Source organism: Burkholderia metallica, assembly GCF_902832845.1.
In the GTDB taxonomy this organism is placed as follows: Bacteria; Pseudomonadota; Gammaproteobacteria; order Burkholderiales; family Burkholderiaceae; genus Burkholderia; species Burkholderia metallica.
The window spans coordinates 1,228,120-1,245,358 of record NZ_CADFDB010000001.1; the positions used below are offsets into that span (position 1 = coordinate 1,228,120).

Sequence of the window (17,239 nt, forward strand, 5' to 3'; positions counted from 1 at the left end):
GGGAGTTGCAAGGATGATGAAAATTAATTTACACAATCTCGATAATGAAAAGAAATAAATTTTCATTGCGGTTGTCACACCCTCTTCCCGCACGTGTCGGTCGTCCGATCGCTCGCCCAGCCCCGCCGCACGGGCCTTCGGCGCGTGATCGCCATGCGGCGCAACGCACGCCGCCGCCCTTCGCCCATCGGGAAAACCCCGAGCAAGTTCGTTCGAATGCAATTTGGCGTTGACCGGATTCGAATTCGAACATAGGATGTTCGAAAATGATCAGTCGTCAGATAACATCACCCTTCAATGACGACAGGATGTTCGCTTGAACCCCACTCCTCCGACGTGAAACGGGGAAATTGGCGGCATTCAAGATCGGACATCGTACGAATCAGGCGAAAAACAGGCCCTCCGAATGGTGGGTCGTCATGGATCGGGCCGGCGCCGCGCGCCGGCCCTGCCCGACAGGAGACAGCAGTGAAGACAGTCAAGGCGTTGCGCTGGTGGATCATCGTGCTCGTATGTCTCGGCACGATCCTCAACTACCTCGCACGGAATTCCCTCGCGGTGCTCGCCCCCGAGCTGAAGCAGGTCTTTTCGATCTCGACGCAGCAGTATTCGTACATCGTCGGCGCGTTCCAGATCGGTTATACGATCATGCAGCCCGTGTGCGGCTTCGTCGTCGACCTGATCGGGCTGCGGCTCGGGTTCGCGCTGTTCGCGATGCTGTGGTCGGTGGTCGGCGTCGCGCACGGTTTCGCGTCGGGCTGGCTGTCGCTCGGCATCCTGCGCGGCTTCCTCGGCCTGTTCGAAGCCGCCGCGATTCCGTCGGGAATGAAGGCCGTCGCCGAATGGTTTCCCGATCGCGAGAAATCCGTCGCGGTCGGCTACTTCAACGCGGGTACGTCGCTCGGCGCGGCGATCGCGCCGCCGCTCGTCGTGTTCATCTCGATGCGGTTCGGCTGGCAGGCCGCGTTCATGGTCACCGGCGCGCTCGGCTTCGTGTGGGCCGCGCTCTGGTACACGCAGTACCGCTCGCCCGCCGACCATCCGCGCATCACGTCGCAGGAACGCGCGCTGATCCGCGACGGCCAGGCGACGATGCCGCCCGTGTCGAAGCGCCGCATTCGCGACGTCGTCACCGCGCGGCGCTTCTGGGCGATCGCGCTGCCGCGCTTCTTCGCCGAGCCCGCGTGGCAGACCTTCAGCTTCTGGATTCCGCTGTATCTCGCGACCGAACGCCACATGGAACTCAAGCAGATCGCGATCTTCGCGTGGATGCCGTTTCTCGCGGCCGATCTCGGCGGCATCGCGGGCGGCTACCTGTCACCGTATCTCGCGACGCGCTTCAAGCTGCCGCTCGTGTGGTCGCGCGTGGCCGGCGTCGCGCTCGGCGCGGTGCTGATGCTCGGGCCCGCGATGATCGGGCTCGTATCGTCGCCGTACACGGCCATCGCGCTGTTCTGCGTCGGCGGCTTCGCGCACCAGATGATCTCCGCGCTCGTCAACACGCTGTCGGCCGACGTGTTCGATCCCGAGGAAGTCGGCACCGCGAGCGGCTTCGCGGGGATGGCCGCGTGGATCGGCGGGCTCGGTTTCTCGCTGCTGGTCGGCGCGCTCGCCGACAAGATCGGCTATACCCCGCTGTTCGCGTGCCTCGGCCTGTTCGACCTCATCGGCGTCACGCTGCTCGCGGTGCTGATCCGCGGGCAGTCGAAGCAGGAACGCCTGCTCGCACGGCACGCCTGACCTTCGTTCTCACCAGGAATCGCATTCATGACTTCGCTTCTTCATCCGCCCGGGTTCCGCGTCGCCGGTCAGCACGCGAACCGCGTGCTGCTCGCGTCCGATGCGGGCGCAACCATCGAGATCTTCGTGCTCGAGGACGACATCGTGCGCGTGCGCGTGCTGCCCGACGCGACGGCGCGCAACCCGCGCACGTGGTCGATCGCGCCCGGCCTCGACGACGTGCCGCTCGACGGGCGCGACCGCCTCGACCTCGACGGATTCGCGCTGCCCGCCTACACGCTCGACGAAGACGACGACGGCGTGTGCATCGAGACCGCGCAGATCCGGCTCGCGGTGCGCCGGCAAGGCGGCCGCTGCACGTGGTCGATGCGCGGCGCGGACGGCGTGTGGCGCGTCGCACTCGCCGACCGCGCGACGCAGGCGTACAACTTCGGGTGGTGGGACGATCGCGCGTATCACTACGTTGCGCGCGAGCACGGCGACAAGGTATTCGGCCTCGGTGAACGCGCGGGCGACCTCGACCGCACCGGCGCGCGCTTCGAGATGCGCAACATCGACGCGATGGGCTACAGCGCGAAGCACACCGATCCGCTGTACAAGCACATCCCGTTCTACATCACGTGGTCGCCCGATGCATGCCAGGGCTTCGGCCTCTTCTACGACACGCTGTCGGACTGCGCGTTCGACATGGGCCGCGAACTCGACAACTATCACGGCCCGTACCGCTATTTCGTCGCCGAACACGGCGATCTCGACTACTACTTCATCGCGTCGCCCGATACGCCGCTCGCCGCCGCGCGGCGCTTCACGTGGCTCACCGGGCGCCCCGCGCGCACGCCGAAATGGGGGCTCGGCTATTCGGGCTCGACGATGAGCTACACGGATGCGCCGGACGCGCAGCAGCAGATGAACCGGTTCGTCGACCAGTGCGATACGCACGACGTCCTGTGCGATTCGTTCCACCTGTCGTCGGGCTATACGTCGATCGGCGCGAAACGCTACGTGTTCAACTGGAACCGCGAGAAATTTCCCGACGCGAAGGGCTTCGTGAAGCATTACCGGGACCACGGCATCCGCCTGTGCGCGAACATCAAGCCGTGCCTGCTGCGCGACCATCCTGCGTTCGACGACGCGGCAACGCGCGGGCTGCTGATCCGCTCGGCGTCCGGCGAGCCCGCATGGGTGCAGTTCTGGGACGAAGTCGGCGCGTATCTCGACTTCACGCAGCCCGACGCGTACCGCTGGTGGTGCGAGCAGGTCACGTCGGCGCTGCTGGAATACGGGATCGAGTCGACCTGGAACGACAACAACGAGTACGAGATCTGGTCGCCTGACGCGATCGCGCACGGCTTCGGCCGGCCGTTCCCGGCGCGCGAAGCCAAGGTGCTGCAGACGATGCTGATGATGCGCGCGTCCCGCGAAGCGCAGCGCGCGCATGCGCCGGCGCGGCGGCCGTTCCTCGTGTCGCGCTCCGGCGGCGCCGGCATGCAGCGCTACGTGCAGACCTGGTCCGGCGACAACTACACGTCGTGGGAAACCTTGCGCTACAACCTGAAGATGGGCCTCGGGCTGGCGCTGTCGGGCGTGTCGAACATCGGCCACGACATCGGCGGCTTCTCCGGGCCCGCGCCGTCGCCCGAACTGCTGCTGCGCTGGGTGCAGTTCGGCATCTTCATGCCGCGCTTCAGCATCCATTCGTGGAACGACGACGGCACCGTCAACGAACCGTGGATGTATCCGGAGATCACCGCGCAGATCGCGTCGCTGATCAAGCAGCGCTATCGGCTGCTGCCCTACCTCTATCACCTGCTGTGGCTGTCGACGACGCGCTACGAGCCGGTGCTGCGGCCGACGTTCGCCGATTTCCCCGGCGATGCGCGCTGCTACGACGAATGCGACGACATGATGCTCGGCGACGCGCTGCTCGTCGCACCGGTCGTCGATCCCGGCCTGATCGAGCGCACCGTCTACCTGCCGTCGGGCGCGCGCTGGATGTGCTGCGCGAGCGCGCGGTCGTTCGACGGCGGCGCGAGCGTGACGCTGCCCGCGCCGCTCGACACGCCGGTGATGTTGCTGCGCGAGGGCCGCGTGCTGCCGCTGAACGTCGCGCAACAGCATTTCGGCGCACGCGCCGACACGCGCGGCTTCGTCGTCGCGCCGCGCATCGAGGACGGCGTCGCGTACGGCGAATGCGTCGAGGACGACGGCGAGACGGAAGCATGGCGCGACGGCGAATACGGGCTGTGGCGCATCGAGACCGGCCGCGAGGCGTCGGGCGCGCTCGGCGTATCGGTGCGCTGGGACGGCCGCCCGGCGCGCCCGGCCGATCGCGTCGAGGTGCTGCTGCCCGCGTCGCTGCAAGGCCCGGTCGCCGTACGCGGCGCGCGCGTCGAACAGGATGCGCAGGATGGCGCGTGGCGCCGCCTCGTCGTCGCATTCGACAACTGAACCGCGTAACCCGGGCAACGCGGGCCGTCCATGCGGCCCGCCGCCGGTCACAGAGGAGGCGACCGAGCCTCCCGTCCACCTTGAAAAGATGAAGAGATCTGGAGATTCGACGATGAAAGCACCCGTCAACCGTTATGCAATCCTGATTTTATCGGCCGCGTCGCTCGGCACGACCGCCGCTCACGCGCAGAGCAGCGTGACGCTGTACGGCGTCGTCGACGATTCGCTCGCGTACGTGAACAACCAGCAGGGCCACTCGAACCTCTACCTGCGCGACGGCAACCTGTATGCGTCGAAGTTCGGGCTGCGCGGCGACGAGGATCTCGGCGGCGGCACGCATGCGATCTTCGACCTGCAGGCCGGCTTCAACCTGAACAACGGCGCGCAGGCCGCCGCCGGCACGATCTTTAATCGCCAGGCGTTCGTCGGCCTGCGCAACGATCGCTACGGCACGATGACGGCCGGCCGCCAGTACACGCCCTACTTCCTGTTCGTCGGCCCGTATGCGTCGAGCAGCTGGCTGACCGGCGCGACCGGCGCGCATCCGGGCGACATCGACGGCCTCGACACGACGATCCGCGTGAACAATTCGGTAACCTATACGTCGCCGACCGTCGGCGGGATGACGGCCAGCGCGATGTACGCATTCGGCGGCATTGCCGGCGCTACCGGCAAGGGCAACACGTTCAGCGCCGCGCTGCGTTACGCGAACGGGCCGGTCGGCGTCGCGGCCGGCTACCTGCGCATCAACAGCTCGGGCTCGTCGGCCGGCTTCCAGAATCCGGCGACCGCCGCGTCGGGCAGCTTCGCGGTATCCGTGCTGAACCAGGGCTACCTGAGCGCGAAAGCCGTCGAGCAGGTCGCGGCGGCCGGCAACTACACGCTCGGCAACCTGACGATGGGCATCAACTATTCGAACGTGAAGTACCTGCCCGGCAACGGCTCCGCGTTCACGGACACGGCCGTGTTCAATACCTACGGCGCACTCGCCGCCTACCGCTTCACGCCGGCGTTCTCGGTGGCCGGCGCGTTCGCGTACACGCTCGCGTCGAGGGCGAACGGCGTCGACAGCGCGGCCCGCTACCAGCAGTATTCGCTGAAGGAGTCGTACAGCCTGTCGAAGCGCACGACGCTCTATGCGCTGCAGGCGTACACGCATTCGAGTGGCCGCACGCTCGGCGCGCAAAGCGCCGGCCACATCGTCGACGCGGCACCGATCGTCGGCGATTCGCAGCAGCTCACGCCGTCGACGACGCACGGCCAGTTCGTCGGCATGGCCGGCATCGCCGTCACGTTCTGAACACCTTCTGAACCATCGCGGCAGCGCCTTCCGCGCGCGGCCCCCCGCCGGACGACACGCGATTCGTGCACTGCGCGCACGTCGCGCGGGTCGTCCGGGTATCCGAACCGCGTCCGTCGCGCGGCATACGCCGCTCGCCGTCAACCCGCCGCGCGGGTTTTCCCGACCTCCCCAATGCCTTACAATTCGTCAGGTTTCTCCTTCTGCATGCCCCCTTCTTGCAGTTCCGACACCGCGGTACACTCGACGCACGCCGTATCAGGGTCCGACACGCGACGCGCGTGCCGGGCGGCGTCGCGCCTCGTTGCGCCCACAACCGGATGCCCACCATGACAGATTCCCGCCCCTCGCCCCGCACGACCTTCAAGCCGCAGGTCGTCCTGCCCGCGCTTGCGGTCATCGGTGCGCTGCTGGTCGTGTGCGCGCTGCTCCCGAGCGAAGCCGGCGCGCTGTTCTCCGCCGGCCAGCAATGGGTCATCGCGCGCTTCGACTGGTTCTACGTGCTCGCCGTCACCGGTTTCCTCGTGTTTCTCGTGCTGATCGCCGCGAGCGATTTCGGCAACATCCGGCTCGGCCCCGACGATGCCGAACCCGAATTCAGCTTCGTGTCGTGGACGGCGATGCTGTTCGCGGCCGGCATGGGCATCGGCCTCATGTACTTCGGCGTCGGCGAGCCGATGCAGCATTTCCTGAAGCCGCCCACCGTCGACCCCGGCACGCCCGCCGCCGCGCGCGAGGCGATGCTGATGACCTTCTTCCACTGGGGCTTCCACGCGTGGGCGATCTACGGGCTGATGGGGCTCGTGCTCGCGTATTTCGGCTTCCGCTACAACCTGCCGCTGACGCTGCGCTCCGGGCTGTATCCGGTGCTGCGCGAACGCATCAACGGCTGGATCGGCCACACGGTCGACGCGTTCGCGCTGGTCGGCACGGTCGCCGGCATCGCGACGACGCTCGGCTACGGCGTGATGCAGCTGAGCGCGGGCCTGCATACCGTCGCCGGCTGGGACACCGGCAGCAACGTGTTCCGCATCGGGCTCGTCGCGGTCGTCGTGATCCTCGCGGGCGTATCGGCCGCGACCGGCCTCGACAAGGGCGTGCGGCGGCTGTCCGAGCTGAACCTGCTGCTCGCGTTCCTGCTGCTCGCGTTCGTGGTGGTCGCCGGCCCGACCGCATTCCTGCTGCGCGCGCTCGGCGACAACATCGGCCAGTACCTGTCGAGCCTCGTCGACCTGTCGTTCCGCACGTACGCGTATGCACCGCCGCGCGAGGAAGGCTGGTTCGGCGGCTGGACGATCCTCTACTGGGCATGGTGGGTATCGTGGTCGCCGTTCGTCGGCATGTTCATCGCGCGCATCTCGCGCGGCCGCACGATCCGCCAGTTCGTGATCGGCGTGCTGCTCGTGCCGACCGCGTTCAATCTCGTGTGGATGACCGTGTTCGGCAACAGCGCGATCTGGCTCGATACGCACGGCGCGGCCGGCGCGCTCGCGCAGACGGCCACCAACGTCGACGCGCTGCTGTTCCGCTTCTTCGATTTCCTGCCGCTGCCGCAACTGCTGTCGATCGTCGCGATCGTGCTGATCGCGGTGTTCTTCGTCACGTCCGCCGATTCGGGCGCGTTCGTGATCGACCAGATCGCGACGCGCGGCCACGCGCACTCGCCCGTCTGGCAACGGCTGTTCTGGGCCGCGCTGCTCGGCGTGACGGCCGCGGTGCTGCTCGTCGCGGGCGGCCTCGGCGCGTTGCAGGCGATGACGCTGATCGCCGCGCTGCCGGTCGCGATCATCATGATCGCGCTCTGCTACGGGCTGTGGCGCGGGCTCGCGGCCGACCGCGTGCACTATTCGCAGGACCTCGCGCCCGCCGCGAGCTTCTGGACCGGCCAGCACTGGCGCCATCGCCTCACGCACATTCTTCGGCAGACGACCGAAACCGAAGCGCGCCAGTTCATCGCCGAGACGGTCGAGCCCGCGTTGCGCAAGGTCGCCGACGAGCTGCGTACGAGCGGCGTCGATGCGAACGTGCAGCGCGACAGCGACGATGCCGTGCGCCTCACCGTGCCGACCGCCGATCATCGCGACTTCGTGTACGGCGTGCGCGTGACGGCAAAATCCGCGGCCGCGTTCCTCGTGCGCGAGGCGGCCGAGCCGGAAGCGGAACGGGCCCACGTGTACGGGATCGTCACGTTCTTCGAGGACGGGCGGCTCGGCTACGACGTCGAATACCTGCGCGGCGACGAAGTGATCGCCGACGTGCTGCGCCAGTACGAACGCTACGTGTCGCTCGCGGCCGACAAGCGCACGCATCTGCTGAGCCGCGCGCCGGGGCACGCGACGGAAGCCGAATGAACCCGTGTGTCGCCTTAAACGCGCCGGGGCCGGTCGCCCTGGCCGACGGAGCCGCACGATGACCGGGCTCCTGCAAAGTCGCGCGTCCGACGTCATCGCGCTCGGCACGCTTGCGGTGCTCTACTTCGGCGGAATCGGCATCGCACTGTGGCGCATCCGTGCCGCGGCGCCGCGCGGCAAGGTCTACTGGATCGTCTGCGCGGCGCTGCTCGCCGGCGGCGCCGTCGCAATGAGCATCAACCTGTCGCCGGTGCCGAACAGCGGCGAAATGCCGCCCGGGTTCGCGCTCGGCGTCGAGGCCGTCCTGCTCGGTCTCGCGATGGTCGCCGGCGGTTGCGCGTGGCTGATGCTGCGCGCGCGGCGACGCTGACGCGCGTCCGTTGCGCGGCCCGGCTTCGTCCCGCGCGAACAACGATGCGCGGGGCGAACCGGCCACCCTTTCCGCTTCCTGACCGCGCCTGTCATGCGGACGGCGCGCGCGCCGTCACGAGCCAGCAACCCGCGTCGAAGCGTACATCCGCGCCGTCGACGTAAGGCTCGAACGCGGCGCGCATCGTGTCGACCACGCGCCGCCGTGTGGCGTCGTCCACCTCCAGCAACGCAAGCCCGACCGGGCCGAGTCGCGTGATGTAGTCGTCCAGCGCGGACTCCGGCAACGCACACGGCAGATCGACCGGCTCGATCGTGATGTCTGCCCAGCCGCTATCCGACAGCACCGACGCGATCCGCCGCCGGTCGCCGAACGCGAACTGCCCCGGCGCACCGGGGCGCCGCGCAGGCAGGTTCGGCAGCAACGGCGCGGCGGCCTGCTCGGCGACCGTCATGAACGGATTGTCGGCCGCCCCGCGCCACGCGACGAACCGCATCCGCGCATTCGGCCGCGCCGTATCCCGCAGATTCGCGAACGCCCGCACCGGATCGTCGAAGAACATCACGCCGAAGCGCGACACGATCAGGTCGACGCTCGCGGGCTCGAACACGTGCGTCTGCGCATCGGCGCACACGAAGCGGGCATGCGTGCCGCTGCGCTCGGCGCGCGCCTGCGCGACATCGATCATCGGCGCCGAGATATCGATGCCCGTGCATCGCGCGTGCGCACCGAGCCGCCGCGCGATCGCAAGCGTGACCGCGCCCGTTCCGCAGCCGACGTCGAGCACGCTGCGCGCGCCCGACGTGGCCGTCGCCTCCACGAGCAAACGCGCCAGCGGTTCGAACATCCGGTCGATCGTCGCCTGCGTATCGACCCACGCGCGCCCGGACGGGCCGTTCCACAGCGCGGATTGCGTTTCGTTGGGCCGGCTGGATTCCATCGCAATTCCCCTTCGGGTTCGTTGATCGTGCATCGCACTGTGCTGCTTCAAGCCGGCTTGAGGTCAAGCCCTCCGGCGACTACGGACCGCCGTCGCAATAGCGGCGCCCGGCCCGCGAACGCGCGCTCGTCGCCCCGTTTTTTCACATTTCTTACATTCTCGCTGCGTATCGTTGACGACTTTCCTACGGTGCCTCCCATGCGACGACTCCTCACGCGCGCGCTGCTCGTGCGCGGCGCTCCCCTTGTTGCCCTCGCCGCGCTGTCCGCGTGCTCGAACCACATCGATTCGCCGGCCGATCCGGCGAGTGCGTCGGTCAACGTCCAGGCCGCATGGGTCGAGATCGGCGACACGAACCAGGCGATCGCGCGCGTCATCACGAACTACACGCCCGCGTCGGCCGCCGATCCGCTGTGCCCGCAACTGAGCGTCGACGGCAAGCTGTCGCGCATGTCGCTGCGCGCGGGCGCCGCAACCGTCGCCCAGCGGCCGACCGCAAGCGACCCGGCCGATTCGAAACCGTCGAGCTTCCCGGTGTCCGTCTGCGAGGCGACGCTGCCGGCGGGCGCGCTGGCGGCGAGCGTCGCGGGCCGCACGTTGCCGCTGCCGAAGGCGCAGCCGCAACGCATCGCGATCATCGCCGACACCGGCTGCCGGATGAAGAAGGCCGACAACGCATGGCAGGCGTGCAACGACGCGACGGTGTGGCCGCTCGACACGATCGCGGCCAGCGTCGCGAAGCTGTCGCCCGATCTGGTGATGCACATCGGCGACTACCACTATCGCGAGAACGCCTGCCCGCCGGACATCGCCGGCTGCAAGGACAGCCCGTGGGGCTACGGCTGGGATACGTGGCAGGCCGACCTGTTCCGCCCGGCCGCGCCGCTGCTCGCGAAGGCGCCGTGGGTCGTCGTGCGCGGCAACCACGAGGAATGCGCGCGCGCGGGCCAGGGCTGGTTCCGCTTCCTCGATCCGCGCCCGTATTCGGCCGCGCGTTCGTGCGACGATCCGGCCAACGACAACAACGCGAACTATTCGGAACCCTATGCGGTGTCGCTCGGCGGCGGCTCGCAGGTGATCGTGTTCGACACCGCGAAGGTCGGCCGCACGCCGCTCAAGACGACCGACGCGCAATTCGGCATCTACCAGAAGCAGTTCCAGACGGTGGCCGCGCTCGCGTCGAAAGCCGGCATGACGACGACGATCTTCACGAACCATCATCCGATCCTCGCGTTCGCGCCGATCGCGGGCAGCACGCCCGCGCCGGGCAACCTCGCGCTGCAGTCGGTGATGTCGAGCCTCAACGCGCAGGCGTACTACCCGCCCGGCGTACACGTCGCGCTGCACGGGCACGTGCACGACTTCCAGGCGATCAACTTCTCGTCCGGGCATCCGGCGACGATCGTGTCCGGCAACGGCGGCGACAACCTCGACGTCGCGCTGCCCGATCCGTTCCCGGCCGGCCTGACGCCCGCACCGGGCGCGGTGATCGAGCGGCTGTCGCACAACAACAGCTTCGGCTTCCTGATCATGGAACGTCGCGCGGCCCCGGCGACGGGCTGGGTGTTCCATGCGTATTCGGCCGCCGGCAAGCTGCTCGCGTCGTGCAACCAGTCGGGCACGACGCTCGCTTGCGACAAGACGGGGTTCATCGCGCCGTGAGTGACGATGTCAGGCTGGGCAGCGGTTTGACGGGCGCGGCGGGCCGGCGCGCGACGATGGCGGACATCCGTCGGCATGCGGGTTCGGTTCCGGCCGCGGGCTCCGCTGCCGCGCGCGGCGGGCGCAAGGTCCGCATGCTCGCGGCCGCGACGCTCGCCGGCCTCGCGCTCGCCGCCCACGCCGCGCCGGCCGAAACGGTCCTGCTGCCCGGCGCGCCGCCGTCGCGGGTCGTCGACACCGTCGGCAACGGCACGCCGCAGGTGACGGCCAAGATCGATGCGGCGACCGCGCGCTTCGCGCCCGACCCGACGCTCGTCGCGCTCGGCCGCCGGATCTTCTTCGATCCGCGCCTGTCCGAGCCGCGCGGCATGTCGTGCGCGGGCTGCCACGATCCGGGCCGCGCGTTCGCGCCAACGCTGTCGGCCGCGTCGCTCGCGGGGCCCGGCGTGCCGGAGGGCAGCCGGCCCGGGCACTTCAGCCGGCGCAACGCACCGTCGCTGCTCTATGTGCGCTACGTGCCGCGCCGCCACTTCTATCAGGACGACGACGCGCCCGCGCCGTCGCCGTTCGGCGGCCTGTTCGGCGACGGCCGCGCGGATACGCTCGCCGAGCAGATCCGCGGGCCGCTGTTCGATCCGGACGAGATGAACAACCGGTCGCCGGCCGCGCTGCTGCGCAAGGTCGACGCAACCGAACTCGCGCCCGATCTTGCCGCACGCTTCGGTGCATCAGTGCGGCGCGATCCCGAGCAACTGGTGCGGGCACTGGGTGCGGCCGTCGAAGCCTATCTGCAGAGCGACGAGATGGCGCCGTTCACGTCGCGCTTCGACGCGTTCCTGCGCACGCGCAAGCCGCTCGCGCCGGCCGAGATGCGCGGCCTCGCGCTGTTCCGGAATCCGGACAAGGGCAACTGCATGACCTGCCACACGCTGTCGGACACGTCGAGCCGCCCGGAGCGCTCGCTGTTCACCGACTTCGGCTACGACGCGATCGCGGTGCCGCGCAACCGCGCGCTGCCGGCGAACCGCGATCCGCGCCATTTCGACAACGGACTGTGCGACACCGCGCGACGGCTGCGCTGGCCCGAGCCGACACAATGGTGCGGCTACCTGCGCACGCCGGGGCTGCGCAACGTCGCGCTCAAGCAGACCTTCATGCACAACGGCGTGTTCACGACGCTGCGCGATGCGGTCGCGTTCTACAACACGCGGTCGACCGACCCGGGCTTCTGGTATCACGGGGCCAGAACGTTCGACGACGTGCCGGCCGCGTACCGCGGCAACATCAACGTCAATTCGACGCCGATGAACCGCCGGCCCGGTACGCCGCCCGCGCTGACCGACGCGGAAATCGACGACATCGTCGCGTTCCTCGGCACGCTGACCGACGCGCGCTATGCGGGAGCCGCCGCCCCCACGGCCCGCGCCGCGCCTGCCGCCCGGATCGCGCGGACCGCCGCGCCGGCCCGCTGACCCTGGCCGAACGGCCAATCGCGTGCGTGCCCGCTTGCGGTCGCCGCAAATACTGGTTATATTTACAGTACTGTATTTATGAACAGTGAGGTGCGAGATGGAACATCTGGTCCGTATCGTCAACGACGCCGATCGCCAAGTGCTGGCATGGCTGCGCGCCCAGGTCGGCGATGCCCGCGTCGAGCGCGCGGCGCGCCAGCTCGGGCACACGCGCAAGCCGTTTCCGTCGGCCGTGTGCCGCTATCTGGGCATGAGCGCGCCGGCCACGCTGCGTCAGGCCGAGCGGCCCCGCGCCGCGCGCGATTTCTCGGTCGGCGATCGTTATCTGTCGCTGATCCGCCAGCACCTCGCCACGCACTCGGTCGGCCGATGAAATGGCGGCGGCTGGCCGAGCCGGCGGCCCGGATTGCCGGCGGGCTCGCGTATTCGCAAGCCCGGCCGGCCGCCACCGCGCTTACCAGGCCGCCGTGGCTCCCCGCGCGAGGCGCCCGAGCGTTTCGAACGCCGCTTCGTGCGCCGCATCGAACCCGCGCGTGCAAGCGAGCCGGATGGAGCCGTCGAAGCGGTCGGAATTCGAGAAGATCGAACCGGGAGCGATCCTGACGCCACGTGTCGGCTGTGCGCGAACTTCAGCATCCGAACTTCAGCATCTTCACGCGCGCATGCCGGCGCCCGACGCTCGTCCAGCCGAGCCGCGTCCCGGGCGCCAGCACGTTGTTGAACGACGGCCAGTAGACGTGAACACGCCTGATACGGCGAATCGACGCGTCACGGACGAACGTCAGGCGGCCCCCGCATCGTCCACCGAAGATCTGGCGCGATCCGGTCTTTCCGTGCTCATGCGGATCGGCCAATCTCGACCGCCTCGACCGCCGCAGCCTGCGCGGCAGGCCTGCGCGCCGCCTCGGCACGCACCACGCCGAGCGCCAGCACCGCGATGCCCGCGATCACGCACGGCGCCGCAACGATGGCGAACGCGGTCGGCAACGGCACGCCCATCGCCAGCATCGCGCCGCCCGCCATCGATCCGACGACCGAGCCACCCCGTCCGATCCCGTTCGCCCAACTCACGCCAGTGGTGCGGCACTCGGTCGGATAGAACGCGGCGGACAGCGCATTGGCACCGACCTGCGAGCCCGACACGCAGAAGCCGGCCGCGAACACGGCGAGCGCGGCGCCCCACGGCGACGCGGCAAACACGCCGATCGCCGCGACGAATCCGCCGGCCGCCGCATAGCTGCAGGCCAGTACGCGATGCGGGTCGAAGCGGTCCATCAGCGCGCCGAGGACTATCGCGCCGAGCGTGCCGCCGACCTGGAACATCGCGGTCACGCGCGCGGCCGTCTGCAGCGTCGCGCCGGTCGTACGCAGCAGCGTCGGCAGCCAGCTCGACAGCAGGTAGATGACGAGCAGGCTCATGAAGAACGTGAGCCACAGCAGCAGCGTGCCGCGCAGCAGATCGGCGCCGAACAGGCGCCCAAGCGGCGACCCGGCCGGCTTGCCGGCGGGCGCGATGAACGTCGCGTTCGCAAGATGCGGATCGGGCGCGATGCGACCCAGCATCGCCGCGATCCGCGCGGAAGGTGCGCGCCGATTGACGAGATAGCGCACCGATTCCGGCAGCCGCCATGCGAGCAGCGGCAGAAGCAGCAGCGGCGCGGCGCCGCCGACGACGAGCACCGCGCGCCAGCCGTGGTGCTCGATCAGCGACGCGGCCGCCAGCCCGCCGAGTGCCGAGCCGATCGTGAAGCCGCAGAACATCGTCGTCACCAGCAGCGAACGGCGCCGCGCCGGGCAGTATTCGGACGTCAGCGTGATCGCATTCGGCATCGCGCCGCCGAGCCCGAGCCCGGTCACGAAGCGCCACGCGATCAGCTCGGTCAGTCCGCCTGCGCTCGCCGACGCGGCGCTCGCGATGCCGAAGCACGCGACGCACGCGAGCAGCAGGCGCTTGCGGCCGAACCGGTCGCCGAACGGCCCGAACACGAGCGCACCGGCCATCAGCCCGGCGAGCCCCGCGCCGAACACCGGCGCGAGCCGCGCGGGCGACAGGCCCCATTCCGCGCGGATGACGGGGGCGATGAACCCGATCGACGCGGTATCGAACCCGTCGATCGCGACGATCAGAAAGCACAGGACGACGATCGCGGCCTGAAACGGCGCCACGCGATGCCGGTCGATCCATTCGCTGACGTCGATGGACAGCGTATCGGCCATGATGGTGTCTCCTCCAGGAAGGCAGGCGCGCGTCGTGTCGTTGAAATGCGCGCCGCCGGAATCGGGCTGACAGTGCCGCGTCAAGCGGGCTGCTTCAGGCAATCCTGCGCACGCCAGCCGTGCAGCCAGTCGAGCGCGTCGTAGAACTGCGCCTGCGTGCGACCGACCCAGAGCCCGTTGCGCACCTGCCGCTCGACGCCTTTCGCGTGATAGATCCGCCCCATCTCGCGCGCCGAATACAGCACGCGCGCGGTGCGCGGAATCCGCACGCGTTCGTACAGCGCAAACGCGGCCTCGAAGTCGCCGTCGGTCTGCGCGACGGCCGCGCCGAGCGTCACCGCATCCTCGAGCGCCTGGCACGCGCCCTGTGCGATGTATTGCGTCATCGGGTGCGCGGCGTCGCCGAGCACCGTCGCGCGGCCCGCGCTCCAGCGTTCGACCGGGTCGCGGTCGGCGGTCGCCCAGCGCTTCCACGACGTCGGCCGATCGAGCATCTGCTTCGGCAGCGGATGGATGCCGTCGAAGTACGACAGCACCTCCTCCTTGCTTCCGTCGCGCACGCCCCAGGTTTCCTGCTCGCGGCTGTGGAACGTGACGACGAGGTTGTACTGCCGCCCGCCGCGCAGCGGATAGTGGACGAGATGGCAATGCGGGCCGGCCCATACGACCGGCGCATTGATCTGCAAATCCCGCGGCATGTTCTCGACGTCGACCACCGCCCGATACACGACGTGGCCCGTCACGCGATGCGCATCGCCGGTCAGCGCCTGACGGATCGCGGATTTCACGCCGTCGCAGCCGATCACCGCGTCGCCACGGTAGCGTTCGCCGTGCTGGTCGATCACGGTCACGCCGTTGCCGTCCTGCTCGAAGCTGCACACCTGCGTGCTCGTGCGGAATTCGATCAGCGGATGATCCTTGACCGCTTCGTAGATCGACAGGTGAATGTCCGCGCGATGAATCACCGCATACGGATTGCCGAAACGCTCGCGGTACGCGGCACCCGTATCGATGCGCGCAACTTCGCGCGCATCGATCGCGTCCATCAACTGCAGCCGGTCGGTGAACACCGCCCGGCTGCGCGCGGCCTCGCCGACGCCCAGCGCGTCGAGCGCGTTGAACGCATTCGCCGCGAGCTGGATCCCCGCGCCAATCTCGCCGATCTGGCCCGCCTGTTCGAGCAGCTTCACGCGAATGCCCTGGCGCGCGAGCGCGAGCGCCGTCGCGAGCCCGCCGATGCCACCGCCGATCACCAGCACGCGCCGGCCGTTGTCTTTTGTCTCGCTCATGTCTGTCTCCTGCTTCGTGTTACGCGACGTAATCCGGCTGCCGCTGCGGCTGTGCCGCGTCGAACGCGGGCTCGTGCCGCGCGTGTTCGAACACCGCGAGGCTGCGCGGATACGCGCTCAGGTCGCAATCCATCCGCAATGCGTTCGCGACCTGCGGCACGAGGCACACGTCGGCGAGCGTCGGCGTGTCGCCGAAGCACCACGAGCCCTGATCCGCGCGCGCGAGCAGCCGCTCGACGCCGGCCATTCCTTCGGCGATCCAGTGCCGGTACCAGGCGGTCTTCTGCTGCGGCGTCACGTTCAGTTCGCTGTCGAGATAGCGCAGCACGCGCAGGTTGTTGACCGGATGGATGTCGCATGCGATCAGCGATGCAAGCTCCAGCACGCGCGCGCGACGCGGCAACTCGAGCGGGATCAGTCGAGGCGTCGGCTGGAGCTGGTCGAGGTAATCGACGATCGCGAGCGACTGGCCGAGGCCGAAATCGCCGTCGACCAGCGCCGGCACCGCGGCCGACGGGTTCACGTTAGCGACGTAGGCCGCCTCGCGATGCTCGCCGGTGCGGATGTTCACCGGCAGCGTGTCGTACGGCAGCCCTTTCAGCGCGAGCGCGATGCGCACCCGGTAGGACGTCGAACTGTTGAAGAAGCTATGCAGTTGCACGATGTGACCTTTCGGGGAAGATGCGTCAGACCACGCGCACGGTCAGTTCGCCAAGGCGCTCGACACCGACCCTCATCACGTCGCCCGCGACCACCGCGCCGACACCTTCGGGCGTGCCCGTGAAGATCACGTCGCCCGGTTCGAGGCGGAAAAACTTCGACAGGTCGGCCACCGTCTCCGCAACCGACCAGATCAGGTGCGACACGTCGCTCTTCTGCTTCGTCGCGTCGTTGACGGTCAGCCACAGGCCGCCCTGCTCGAAATGACCGACCTCGCTCGCCGGATGCACGGGACCGATCGGTGCCGAGCGATCGAACGCCTTGCCGATTTCCCACGGCCGGCCCATTTCGCGCATCTTCATCTGCAGGTCGCGGCGCGTCATGTCGAGGCCGACCGCGTAGCCCCACACGTGTTCGAGCGCGCGCTCGAGCGGAATGTCGGCGCCGCCCTTGCCGATCACCGCGACGAGTTCCGCTTCGTAGTGATAGTTCTGCGTCTGCGACGGATACGCGAGTTCGAGCATTTCGCCGTAGGCGACCGGCACGATCGAATCGGCCGGCTTGCAGAAGAAGAACGGCGGCTCGCGATCGGGATCGAAGCCCATTTCGCGCGCATGGGCTGCGTAGTTGCGGCCGACGCAATAGACGCGGCGCACCGCGAATCGGGCATCGCTGCCGGCGACGGGCAGCGCCACGGGCGCTTCGGGCGGGAAAACGAAAGTCATGAACGGCTCCAGCGTAAATACGGATGAAGGGAGGCGCGCCGCGGCGGCGGCGCATGAAAACGGAT

The 17,239-nt window shown here is 68.8% G+C and carries 13 protein-coding genes and 1 pseudogene; 8 read left to right on the plus strand and 6 right to left on the minus strand.

The features are described 5' to 3' along the window. Positions 1–468 precede the first annotated feature (468 nt). The 5 genes from HWX08_RS05360 to HWX08_RS05380 all read left to right on the plus strand — a co-directional run bounded on the left by HWX08_RS05360 (position 469) and on the right by HWX08_RS05380 (position 8,209). Positions 469–1,740, plus strand: coding sequence for an MFS transporter (locus HWX08_RS05360; RefSeq protein ID WP_069259714.1), 1,272 nt, complete (start codon positions 469–471; stop codon positions 1,738–1,740). A 27-nt stretch (positions 1,741–1,767) separates the two neighbouring features. Continuing rightward, positions 1,768–4,188 (plus strand): glycoside hydrolase family 31 protein, encoded by a 2,421-nt coding sequence (locus HWX08_RS05365; RefSeq protein WP_174921696.1) that lies wholly within the window; start codon positions 1,768–1,770, stop codon positions 4,186–4,188. Between the two features lie 112 nt (positions 4,189–4,300). Further along, positions 4,301–5,488 carry a porin gene (locus HWX08_RS05370; RefSeq protein ID WP_174921695.1) on the plus strand — a complete coding sequence of 396 codons (1,188 nt, stop codon included), beginning with the start codon at positions 4,301–4,303 and terminating at the stop codon, positions 5,486–5,488. 329 nt (positions 5,489–5,817) lie between these two features. Then, positions 5,818–7,839 carry a BCCT family transporter gene (locus tag HWX08_RS05375; protein WP_174921694.1) on the plus strand — a complete coding sequence of 674 codons (2,022 nt, stop codon included), beginning with the start codon at positions 5,818–5,820 and terminating at the stop codon, positions 7,837–7,839. A gap of 58 nt (positions 7,840–7,897) precedes the next feature. Beyond that, a complete protein-coding gene (locus HWX08_RS05380) occupies positions 7,898–8,209 on the plus strand; it encodes a hypothetical protein (RefSeq protein ID WP_069259710.1) in 312 nt (103 codons plus the stop codon). A gap of 91 nt (positions 8,210–8,300) precedes the next feature. Here HWX08_RS05380 and HWX08_RS05385 read toward each other — a convergent pair whose 3' ends face one another. Next, the gene (locus HWX08_RS05385; RefSeq protein ID WP_174921693.1) at positions 8,301–9,149 is read right to left on the minus strand and encodes a class I SAM-dependent methyltransferase; all 849 of its coding nucleotides are present in this window, start codon (positions 9,147–9,149) and stop codon (positions 8,301–8,303) included. A 198-nt stretch (positions 9,150–9,347) separates the two neighbouring features. Here HWX08_RS05385 and HWX08_RS05390 point away from each other — a divergent pair, with 198 nt between their 5' ends. The 3 genes from HWX08_RS05390 (at position 9,348) to HWX08_RS05400 (ending at position 12,656) form a co-directional block, all read left to right on the plus strand. Continuing rightward, the gene (locus tag HWX08_RS05390) at positions 9,348–10,811 is read left to right on the plus strand and encodes a metallophosphoesterase family protein (protein ID WP_174921692.1); all 1,464 of its coding nucleotides are present in this window, start codon (positions 9,348–9,350) and stop codon (positions 10,809–10,811) included. Positions 10,812–10,945: 134 nt separating this feature from the next. After that, entirely contained in the window at positions 10,946–12,283 is a 1,338-nt protein-coding gene (locus tag HWX08_RS05395; RefSeq protein WP_175806997.1) for a cytochrome-c peroxidase, read from the plus strand. Between the two features lie 97 nt (positions 12,284–12,380). Further along, the gene (locus HWX08_RS05400) at positions 12,381–12,656 is read left to right on the plus strand and encodes a CppA family protein (protein ID WP_069259706.1); all 276 of its coding nucleotides are present in this window, start codon (positions 12,381–12,383) and stop codon (positions 12,654–12,656) included. A gap of 81 nt (positions 12,657–12,737) precedes the next feature. On the opposite strand, the pseudogene HWX08_RS34270 reads toward HWX08_RS05400, so the two are convergent. From HWX08_RS34270 to HWX08_RS05420, 5 genes and pseudogenes are all read right to left on the minus strand, one after another. After that, positions 12,738–13,020 (minus strand): annotated as a pseudogene (locus HWX08_RS34270) (hypothetical protein); the annotation flags it as partial. A 100-nt stretch (positions 13,021–13,120) separates the two neighbouring features. Beyond that, positions 13,121–14,500 (minus strand): MFS transporter, encoded by a 1,380-nt coding sequence (locus HWX08_RS05405; protein ID WP_174923104.1) that lies wholly within the window; start codon positions 14,498–14,500, stop codon positions 13,121–13,123. Positions 14,501–14,580: 80 nt separating this feature from the next. Continuing rightward, complete coding sequence (locus HWX08_RS05410) at positions 14,581–15,789, minus strand: 3-hydroxybenzoate 6-monooxygenase (RefSeq protein WP_174923102.1); 1,209 nt, start codon at positions 15,787–15,789, stop codon at positions 14,581–14,583. A 19-nt stretch (positions 15,790–15,808) separates the two neighbouring features. After that, positions 15,809–16,450 carry a maleylacetoacetate isomerase gene (gene maiA / locus HWX08_RS05415; RefSeq protein ID WP_174923101.1) on the minus strand — a complete coding sequence of 214 codons (642 nt, stop codon included), beginning with the start codon at positions 16,448–16,450 and terminating at the stop codon, positions 15,809–15,811. 25 nt (positions 16,451–16,475) lie between these two features. Continuing rightward, positions 16,476–17,174: a fumarylacetoacetate hydrolase family protein gene (locus tag HWX08_RS05420; protein WP_174923099.1), complete on the minus strand. Its 699-nt coding sequence runs from the start codon at positions 17,172–17,174 to the stop codon at positions 16,476–16,478. Positions 17,175–17,239 lie beyond the last annotated feature (65 nt).

Coding starts and splice junctions, on each gene's coding strand:
- HWX08_RS05365 (WP_174921696.1), top strand. CDS start 1,768: ATGACTTCGCTTCTTCATCCGCCCGGGTTCCGCGTCGCCGGTCAGCAC.
- HWX08_RS05370 (WP_174921695.1), top strand. CDS start 4,301: ATGAAAGCACCCGTCAACCGTTATGCAATCCTGATTTTATCGGCCGCG.
- HWX08_RS05375 (WP_174921694.1), top strand. CDS start 5,818: ATGACAGATTCCCGCCCCTCGCCCCGCACGACCTTCAAGCCGCAGGTC.
- HWX08_RS05380 (WP_069259710.1), top strand. CDS start 7,898: ATGACCGGGCTCCTGCAAAGTCGCGCGTCCGACGTCATCGCGCTCGGC.
- HWX08_RS05385 (WP_174921693.1), bottom strand. CDS start 9,149: ATGGAATCCAGCCGGCCCAACGAAACGCAATCCGCGCTGTGGAACGGC.
- HWX08_RS05390 (WP_174921692.1), top strand. CDS start 9,348: ATGCGACGACTCCTCACGCGCGCGCTGCTCGTGCGCGGCGCTCCCCTT.
- HWX08_RS05395 (WP_175806997.1), top strand. CDS start 10,946: ATGCTCGCGGCCGCGACGCTCGCCGGCCTCGCGCTCGCCGCCCACGCC.
- HWX08_RS05400 (WP_069259706.1), top strand. CDS start 12,381: ATGGAACATCTGGTCCGTATCGTCAACGACGCCGATCGCCAAGTGCTG.
- HWX08_RS05405 (WP_174923104.1), bottom strand. CDS start 14,500: ATGGCCGATACGCTGTCCATCGACGTCAGCGAATGGATCGACCGGCAT.
- HWX08_RS05410 (WP_174923102.1), bottom strand. CDS start 15,789: ATGAGCGAGACAAAAGACAACGGCCGGCGCGTGCTGGTGATCGGCGGT.
- HWX08_RS05420 (WP_174923099.1), bottom strand. CDS start 17,174: ATGACTTTCGTTTTCCCGCCCGAAGCGCCCGTGGCGCTGCCCGTCGCC.